The 10,137-nt window shown below is 33.0% G+C and carries 3 protein-coding genes; all 3 read right to left on the reverse strand.

The window, feature by feature from the left end:
* Positions 1-19: 19 nt before the first annotated feature.
* The 3 genes from MARIT_RS08580 to MARIT_RS08590 all read right to left on the reverse strand — a co-directional run bounded on the left by MARIT_RS08580 (position 20) and on the right by MARIT_RS08590 (position 9,719).
* The gene (locus MARIT_RS08580) at positions 20-6,511 is read right to left on the reverse strand and encodes an Ig-like domain-containing protein (RefSeq protein ID WP_162288610.1); all 6,492 of its coding nucleotides are present in this window, start codon (positions 6,509-6,511) and stop codon (positions 20-22) included.
* A 717-nt stretch (positions 6,512-7,228) separates the two neighbouring features.
* A complete protein-coding gene (gene manA, locus MARIT_RS08585; RefSeq protein WP_100212022.1) occupies positions 7,229-8,425 on the reverse strand; it encodes a mannose-6-phosphate isomerase, class I in 1,197 nt (398 codons plus the stop codon).
* 85 nt (positions 8,426-8,510) lie between these two features.
* A complete protein-coding gene (locus MARIT_RS08590) occupies positions 8,511-9,719 on the reverse strand; it encodes a response regulator (RefSeq protein ID WP_100211301.1) in 1,209 nt (402 codons plus the stop codon).
* Positions 9,720-10,137 lie beyond the last annotated feature (418 nt).

A 10,137-nucleotide genomic window follows, 5' to 3' on the forward strand; every position in this document is an offset into this window, starting at 1 on the left:
TCCTCTGAATTTATACTACCTACCTATTAATGTATAACCATCCTTTTAAAGGCTCTTTCCCTACTTTGCTCAAATCTAATACATAAAAATAGGTTCCTGCTGGTAACTTAGACCCCTCACTTATATTTACACGACCATTTGAAATTCCTTCAAAAGTATTATCATATCCTTTCTTACTATATACCAAATTACCCCATCTATTATAAATCTCTAAACTATTATTCGGGTATTTGTTGATAGCATCAATATAAAAAGTGTCATTATCACCATCGCCATTAGGCGTAAGCTCGTTATAAATAGTAATATCCGGATCACCTAGTGTAACATTTAAAGTAGCACTATGCGCTACGCTTCCACAAATATTATCAGGATGAGTTACTGTTAGCGTATATACTTTTCCATCCAAACCTGATACATCGCTGATACTTAAAGTCTTCGTTTTTGCACCTAAATAGACTCCTTCATCTGATAAGTCTATCCCATCTTCTTGCCACTGATAAATAATAGCATCTGAAATATCTATTGCTGACGCCGCTGTATAATCTGGAACTGTGGATGATGCTGCTCCTGAATAAGCAACTGCTTTTATAGCTGTTGCATTGCTAATTGTAAATGTAGTTGCGCTACCTCTAGAAACTTCTTGATCTATTAATTCGCTAGCATCTACCGTCAACTGAACAGCACTATCTTCTCTTCCTGTTACACCATCATAATTGGTAGTTAAAATAGCTCCTCCAGTAGTTACTTGCCCTACATTATTAAATCCATCTCCATCTGCAATACCATCATTGTCTTCATCAATTCCTCCTGACTCTATTACGTCATTACACCCATCATTGTCAGAATCTAAATCTAAATAATTAGGAATACCATCTCCATCAGTATCACAAGATACCGATGCTAAAGACACAAAGATTTCATCTATCAATAAAGTATTATCCAATTCTCTTATATTATTATTATAAATCTCTACAGTTACCGTAGTAGTAGTCGATGTAAATAATAATTCAAATTTTTTCCAGTCTAATGTAAACGTACCTGTATTTATAGTTTGTAGTACCATTCCTAAATCATCTTTTACCTCAATTCTAGCATCAGGGTAAGCAATTGCTTGTTTCCCTATAGCTTCTTTGGCTGCTGCTGCAAAGAAACTATAGGAATATTCTTGATTTACTTCTACATTAATACTTTCTTTATATATTAAAACAGGCGCTGATCCTTTAGGGTTATCTAACGATAAATATCTTCCTTCTGGATCTCCTGTTGCATCTGCTCCTGACTTTGATTGGAACCACGGTTTTCCTACGAAGTCAGGATTTGAACCTATTCTAACATCTCCTACATTACCTACTGGCACATTTGAATGATTTATTAGAATATTCCCCTTTCCTGAACCAAAGTTTTCTAATGAAACAAAACACGGTTTCTCATTTACATCTAAAATTCCATCATTATCATCATCTAAATCTATTGAATCTACTATACCATCTTCATCTGTATCTGGTTCTACAATTATTATAGCAATTGCCGTAGTACAATTTGCGGGTGATGCATTATCACAAATAGTATATTGAAAACTATCTGTTCCACTAAAATCCGGATTAGGAGTATAGGTTACTATGTCATCGCTTGGGTCATTTGGTGTGCCTCCGTTATCAATCGTCACCGTTCCATTTACGGGATCTGTTGTGGTTAAATTTCCACTAGTTGGTACGTTACTATCATTGGTATAAATATCAACGGTTACTGGAGTATCTTCTCCTGTACTAGCTATATCATTTCCTGACATTGGGGTTACATTTACTCTTACTGTTGAAGTGGTACAATTTGCGGGGGATGCATTGTCACAAACTGTATAATCAAAACTATCCGTTCCTATAAAACTAGCGTCTGGTGTATAAGTTACTACATCATCACTTGGATCATTTGGTGTACCTCCATTATCAATTGTTACCGTTCCATTTGCTGGATTCGTTGTTACTAAAGATCCATTTGTTGGAATATCATTATCATTTCCATAAATGTCAACAGTTACTGCTGTATCTTCTGTGGTATTTGCTACGTCATCTTCGCTATCAAGTATAGCTCCTACCGACACATTTACTGTTGCCGTAGTACAATTTGCTGGCGATGCATTATCACAAACCGTATAATCAAAAGAATCTGTTCCATTAAAATCAGCATCTGGTGTATAAGTTACTATGTCATCACTTGGATCATCTGGTGTACCTCCATTATCAATAGTCACCGTTCCATTTGTAGGGTTTGTAATATTTAAAACTCCATCTGTTGGGATATTACTATCATTGGTATAGATAGCAACGATTACGGGCGTATCTTCTGTCGTATTTGCCATATCATTCTGACTATCTGGTGTAGCCCCTACCGATACATTTACCGTTGATGTAGTACAATTTGCTGGCGATGCATTATCACAAACCGTATAATCAAAAGAATCTGTTCCATTAAAATCAGCATCTGGAGTATAAGTTACTACGTCATCACTTGGATCATTTGGTGTACCTCCATTATCAATAGTCACCGTTCCATTTGTAGGATTCGTTGTTACTAAAGATCCATCTGTTGGAATATCATTATCATTTCCATAAATGTCAACAGTTACTGCTGTATCTTCTGTGGTATTTGCCGTATCATTCTGACTATCTGGTGTAGCCCCTACCGATACATTTACCGTTGATGTAGTACAATTTGCTGGCGATGCATTATCACAAACCGTATAATCAAAAGAATCTGTTCCATTAAAATCAGCATCTGGTGTATAAGTTACTATGTCATCACTTGGATCATCTGGTGTACCTCCATTATCAATAGTCACCGTTCCATTTGTAGGGTTTGTAATATTTAAAACTCCATCTGTTGGGATATTACTATCATTGGTATAGATAGCAACGATTACGGGCGTATCTTCTGTCGTATTTGCCATATCATTCTGACTATCTGGTGTAGCCCCTACCGATACATTTACCGTTGATGTAGTACAATTTGCTGGCGATGCATTATCACAAACCGTATAATCAAAAGAATCTGTTCCATTAAAATCAGCATCTGGTGTATAAGTTACTACGTCATCACTTGGATCATTTGGTGTACCTCCATTATCAATCGTCACCGTTCCATTTGCTGGATTCGTTGTTACTAAAGATCCATTTGTTGGAATATCATTATCATTTCCATAAATGTCAACAGTTACTGCTGTATCTTCTATCGTATTTGCCGTATCATTCTGACTATCTGGTGTAGCCCCTACCGATACATTTACCGTTGATGTAGTACAATTTGCTGGCGATGCATTATCACAAACCGTATAATCAAAAGAATCTGCTCCATTAAAGTCTGGATCTGGTGTATAGGTTACTATGTCATCACTTGGATCATTTGGTGTACCTCCATTGTCAATCGTCACCGTTCCATTTGTAGGGTTTGTAATATTTAAAACCCCATCTGTTGGGATATTACTATCATTAGTATAGATAGCAACGATTACGGGCGTATCTTCTGTGGTATTTGCCATATCATTTTGACTATCTGGTGTGGGCACTACCACTACTGTAACCGTTGATGTTGTACAAACCAACGGCTTCGTTTTATTACAAACTGTATAATTAAACGTATCTGTTCCTACAAAACCGACATCTGGTGTATAAGTTACTACGTCATCACTCGGATCATTCGGAGTACCCCCATCATTAATCGTTACCGTTCCATTTGCTGGATTCGTTGTTACTAAAGATCCATTTGTTGGGATATCATTATCATTCGCATAAATATCAACCTCTATCGGTGTCCCTTCAATTGTTTCTTCATCATCATTTTGGCTATCTGGCGTAGGTATCACGGTTATCTCTACTGTGGACGTAGTACAATTTGCTGGTGATGCATTGTCGCAAACGCTATAATCAAAAGAATCTGTTCCATTAAAGTCTGGATCTGGTGTATAGGTTACTATGTCATCACTTGGATCATTTGGTGTACCTCCATCATCAATTGTTACCGTTCCATTTGCTGGATTCGTTGTTACTAAAGATCCATTTGTTGGAATATCATTATCATTTCCATATATATTCACTCCTATAGACATATCCTCTAAAATACTCGCCATATCATCCTGGCTATCTGGTGTAGGCATTACGGTTACCTCTACCGTTGCTGTAGCGCAATTTGCTGGCGATGCATTATCACAAACACTATAATCAAAAGAATCTGTTCCATTAAAGTCTGGATCTGGTATATAAGTTACTACATCATCACTTGGATCATTTGGTGTACCTCCATCATCAATCGTTACCGTTCCGTTTGTTGGATTCGTTGTTACTAAAGATCCATTTGTTGGAATCCCTCCATCATTATTATAGATATCTATATCTATAGGAGTATCTTCCATTGCATTTATATCATCATTATTTACTTCCGCTACAACCAATACATCTATCACAGCTGTATCGCAATTAGTTGGATTTACTACTTCACAAATTTGATAAGTAACCTTATAAATTCCTGCTGGCGTTCCTGCTGGCACTTGAACATCTCCATTAGATGCTACTATTATATTTGCAGCATTAGCCTCTGTCGTAATCGTTATATTTCCCACAACTATAGCTGCACCATCCAATGTATCATTATTAGCTACCGCATTTCCAGCAACTCCTCCTATGGCTCCATTTACACCAGTTCCACTAAAGTTATCATCTACTGCATCAATCAATGGAACTATTTTTAAGGTTGCTCCATGTTGTATATCAGTACAATAATTATCTGAATGCGTAATTGCTAAAGTATATACTCTTCCATCTAAACCAGTTACATCACTAATTCTTAATGTACTTGTATCTGTTCCTGAAAAAACACCTCCATCAGAAATATTAAATCCATCTTGAAGCCATTGATAAATGATGCCTCCAGAAACATCTACTGCAGAAGCATCTGTATAATCAGGAACTGTTGTAGGAGCCACCCCTGTGTAGGCCGTTGTACTAATTGCTGATGCAGAAGTAATCGTAAATGTAGCTGCCGCTCCTCTTACCGCTATTTGATCTTCTAAAGCAGTAGCATCTACTTCCACTTTAGTAGCCACTATTTCGTTTCCTGTCACTCCATTATAATTTGCTCCTGGTCCTCTTCTTCTTTCCGATTTAATTACCAGTCCTGCTGCATCAATTCCATCTCCATCTACCTCCCCATTTATATCATCATCTACCCCTCCTGATTCAATACTGTCAAAACACCCATCATTATCACTATCAAGGTCTTCACAATCAGGAATTCCATCATTATCTGTATCCAAGCTCTTCTTTCTATAAAATAAGCTAAAACCAACAAAGTTATTTGCATTAATTATTGAAGGTGTGTCTGTATTATCTATATCTATATTAGATATTGTAATACTTGTTACTGTTTTATCAGTATCTCCGTATAAAAATATAAAATTATTTTGCTCTATAGGATCATTTGCAGAAGCAGTATTTACAATATGCTCCGCTGTTCCTGTTGCTGGATCCCAAGTCATATTTAAAACTCCCAAATAATCTGATTTTTTAAAATCATTTGCAGTAGCAGTACCCCCTGAGAAGGTAAACTTCAAATCTTGATAAAGATCTATATCATACAAAAACAACCCTATTTGATTTGCTGGAATAGGAGTATTGAAAGTATATGTAACAAAATTTGTATTGATATTAGGAATATTTAATAGCCCCCTATCATTATCTCCTGTATTTTTTATTAAATAAGAGTCTTCTATAGCTAATGAAAAATTTGGAGCGAAAGTAGCTCCGTTCAAAGCATTTATTGTAACTGTTGTATTCGTCGGATTTGTATCTATAGCAATAGGAGTGTTAAAAGTTCCTCCCACTGTTTCCATGATAAAGCAATTTTCATTTTCATTTGTTATTCCATCATTGTCTTTATCTGAATCGCAAATATCCGAAACCCCATCATTATCTAAATCAGGGTTTCCTGATGTAACTGGGTCACATTGATCGTTTACAATAATAGCTATAGCTATAGAAACTTTTTCTCCGTATAAGATTCCTGAAACTGTTACCTCATGAACACCAATTCCTGAAGCTACCGGATCAAATACCCCATTTTTTCTATCAATGATACCCGGTCCTGAAAAATAAACTTCGTTTATATTTGGATTTAATTCTGATGGAAATATTCCTAGAGAAAACGGTGCGTCTCCCGTTGTATAAAAACCTTTTTCTGGGAAATCAATTTCAAAGAGGTCTTTTAAAATCGCTTCGTTTAATTTATTGTTTTTCTTAGATTTTTCATCTACGTTGGCTAAGGCTCCATATTGACTTATTTCTAATGTATTCAATATCGGATTAAATATAGGAAACATAGAAGTTTGAGAAGATGCTATTTTTAAAATTGCTGAGTTTTCTCTTGAAATACCTGCAAGGATATTTAAAGAAAAAAACATCACTCCTACAAATAGAAGATTGCTTTTAGAGGTTTTCTTTTTCATAAAAAAGTACTTTTTATTCATATATTTCATTTTTAATACCTGTTTTAAACTAACTTTATGATACAAGAAAATACATAACGATTATTTTTCGTTATCTATTCGGCTTAAATTTATTACGCATAGGACTATGTAAACTCTACTAAATCAAGTTTACTTCAATCTGGATGTAAAAAATGGGTATTTTATTATTATTGCTATAAATTAAAAGGGGGTAGCAAAATAGATTTACTTTTTATTTTTCTTATTTATCAATTTTTTAAAAAGTATTATAGGAGGTGCTACTGATAATGACGAGGTCAATATATCTGTTTTCATTGAAGGGTTATTTTTATGGTTATTTTTTTCGATGCAAACATACTTCTTTTTTTAAACTTTTTATGATTATTTTAAAAAAAAATGATTGAAATATGTTATGAATCAATCAAATATATTTATTTAAGGTTACACATAATATTAGCCTACAAAGATTTCAATAACTCTTTACAATCTATTTTTACTTGGCTAAAAATAATTTCATAATAAATTATGTTTATTCTTATGATTTTTTAAAATTAGACGTATTATTTTTGATAAAGCCTAAATGTAACAAGCTTCCATTTCTTTCTCTTATTTTTTAATTAAAAATAGGGGATAAAAAACATACTAAATATCAATTCAACCTTACCAAAAAAATATTTTACCCCCTATTTATCGTTATATTTCTTCACTTCACTAATTTTTAACAAAGTAAGCCTATAGTTAATATGGAACTTTTGCTTTATAAATTATCGCTGTTTTCTTAGTACTAATACTATAATCACTTCCTGGTTTTAAAAATACTGATCTCCCTTTTACTAGGGATAATGCTGATTTTTTTTCTAAAATAGTTACTTCTCCGTCCATAACTAGTAATATTTCAACTGTTAGCACTTTTGCTTTATAGACTTCTTTTCTTGATATATGTATTTTACTAAGTTCAAAATCTTTTGCACTTGTATAGTATATCCGTTCCAGCCCATTCTTTTGTAATGTTCCTTTTAGTAAATTAGGTATTGTTCCTTCAAATACTATATGCTTTAACAATTCAGGAACATCTATATGCTTTTTTGTTAGACCTCCTCTTAAAACATTATCCGAATTAGCCATTAATTCTATATTTTGCCCTTCTAAATACGCATGTGGCACTCCTGCTTTTTGAAAAATAGCTTCTCCTTTTGGAACATTTACCAAATTAAAAAAATAAATAGAAAAAATACCTTTATCCATTTTCCTTCTACCTGAAAGTGTTTTCATTGCTTTTGCTGCCCAATAATCAGGATTTTCTTTATGTAGCTTTCCTTTTTTATATAAAGGTATTATCCTTTCTCCTAGAGGAATTAATATCGTATTCACTTCTTCTTTTGATAATTCCATTACTTTCTTATATAAACCAAAATATCCTTTCTTTTTGAATGTTTTCATGAAGCATGAAAGCTCCTGAGTATTCTTCAATCTGTTTTTTAATTTTCTTTTAGTCAAAAAACCATGTAACAACCAAAAATCACTAAGTGCTACCATTATTTCTGGTTTATGATTATCATCTTTAAAATTCCTATAGCTTGCAGTTAGAGGGATTCCTAATTCATTTTCTCTTTTAAACCCTATTTCTGCCTCTATTTTTGTTGGATGAACTTGAATAGAAAGCATACTATTGACATCTAAAACTTTAAATAAAAATGGTAACCTCCCATACTTAGTTGCTATTTCTTTTCCTAAGTTTCTCTTTAAATTTAATTTTAAATACTTATCTAACGATAGATTTCCACGCCCCGTTTTGATTATAGATGGAGCTTTTTTATGAGCCCCTAACCAATATTCCGCATCATTTTTTGCGGACGTCTTACCTCCTAATAATTTAGATAAGTACTTTTTACCTCCCCATGCATAATTTTGAATTCTACCTTTAAGTAAAAACATATTGAGCGTTGTTTTGATAGTACTTATCATGTGTTATTTTTTTAATATTTAAATCTTTTTATTCGTTTAAGTTTTCATCTGCTTTCTATGAATTTTTAGAGATCCAAAATAATTTCTTTTTTGTTATTATTTTAACATCAGTATTCTGCTCGTTCTCTTTTCCTCTATACTCCCAAACAATTTGCCCCAATTGCCCTACTATCTTCATGGAATCTGCCATTGATAATTTAGATCCATCAACATGTACCCACCTTTTAAGAGGCTTTTCACACATCATTGCTCTGGCCTTCTCTATTCCATAATACTTTTTCATTCTCATAAATATTTCAACATCAAACAACCATTTAGTTACAAACTTTTTATCAAAAGCAATATTGATAACTTCTCTTTCAAATATTTTAGCTCCACATTGGGTATCTTTAAAATTCATGGATAAAATTGTTCTAATGATATAATTAATAGTAAGACTGATTATTTTTCTAGCTGAATCCTTTGCTATATTCGCTCCCATTCTGGCAATTCTAGAACCGCTAACTATTTTAAATTCAGTTTTTTCTATAGTAGATACTAAATCATCAAAATCTGCTAAATCTGTAGATAAATCGGCATCTAAAAAACCTATGTAATCTAAATATTCAAAGGTAAACATATGCAACATCCCTAATCTTACGGCTTCTCCCTTTCCTCCATTTCTTTTACAATCATAAACGGTTATAAAATCCTCTCTCCCTTCTTTTAATCGATTTAACACTTTTAATGTTTTATCAGTACTTCCGTCATTTACAAAGCATAAAACATACCCTGAATTTTTATCAACAAAATCAATAAACTCTTTACTTAATAATCTTTTCTCTTCATTATAACAAGGTATCACTACCCCTACGCATCTCTGCTGAATTATGGTATTATTACGATTTCTAACCCCTTCTTTTTTAGGAACTCCTATTAATCTCTTTACTCTAGCACATACCTCATTCAAACTTAGTGGTTTTTTCATATAATCGTTAATCCCCATATCAAAGCTCTCCGTAATCATCTCATCATCCGTATTTCCTGAGAGCACCATTATAGGTACCTCTGATTTTTTAGTATTTCTTATATGCATAATTATTTCCATTCCTGAAATAGTAGGCATATTCATATCTACAATAACTAAATCGGGTTGAAATGAGCTATACAGCGCTATTCCTTTTAATCCATTTGTTTCTGTTATTACTTGGTAGCCTAGCTCTTTAAACCTTGCTTCTAAAGGAATTAAAACTAATTTTTGATCATCAATAATAAGTATTTTCATGGGGGATGTTTTTTATAGTTGTGTGTTAAAAGTAATGCTGATTATTTCTTAATCAGGTCTCTTTCACCTAAAAAGCTATTTTCTTTAGATGAGTGGTCTTCTAATAAGGGTTGAAACTTATTAATAACTATTTGACATATAGCATGCTAAAGGATACTTCTAAAGCTCCTTTCTCAACTTTCTTCGTACTAAAAAGAAAGTTTTTTAAAAAAATGCAAATTGGACTTGGTGTAGTTTCATTAGGGGATTTTTTATTATGATTATACGCTAAAAGCAGCTTCGGTTATTCAATAAATAGCTGATTTTTAAATAAAAGTAATTTTCTTTAGACGAATGGTACTTTAATGAGGTCTAATAAAAATTATATTTCTATTAAATCAGTTATATTTATAGTATCCTAAGATATCAATTTTTTTTA

This window comes from Tenacibaculum maritimum NCIMB 2154 (genome assembly GCF_900119795.1).
Classification (GTDB): Bacteria; Bacteroidota; Bacteroidia; order Flavobacteriales; family Flavobacteriaceae; genus Polaribacter; species Polaribacter maritimus.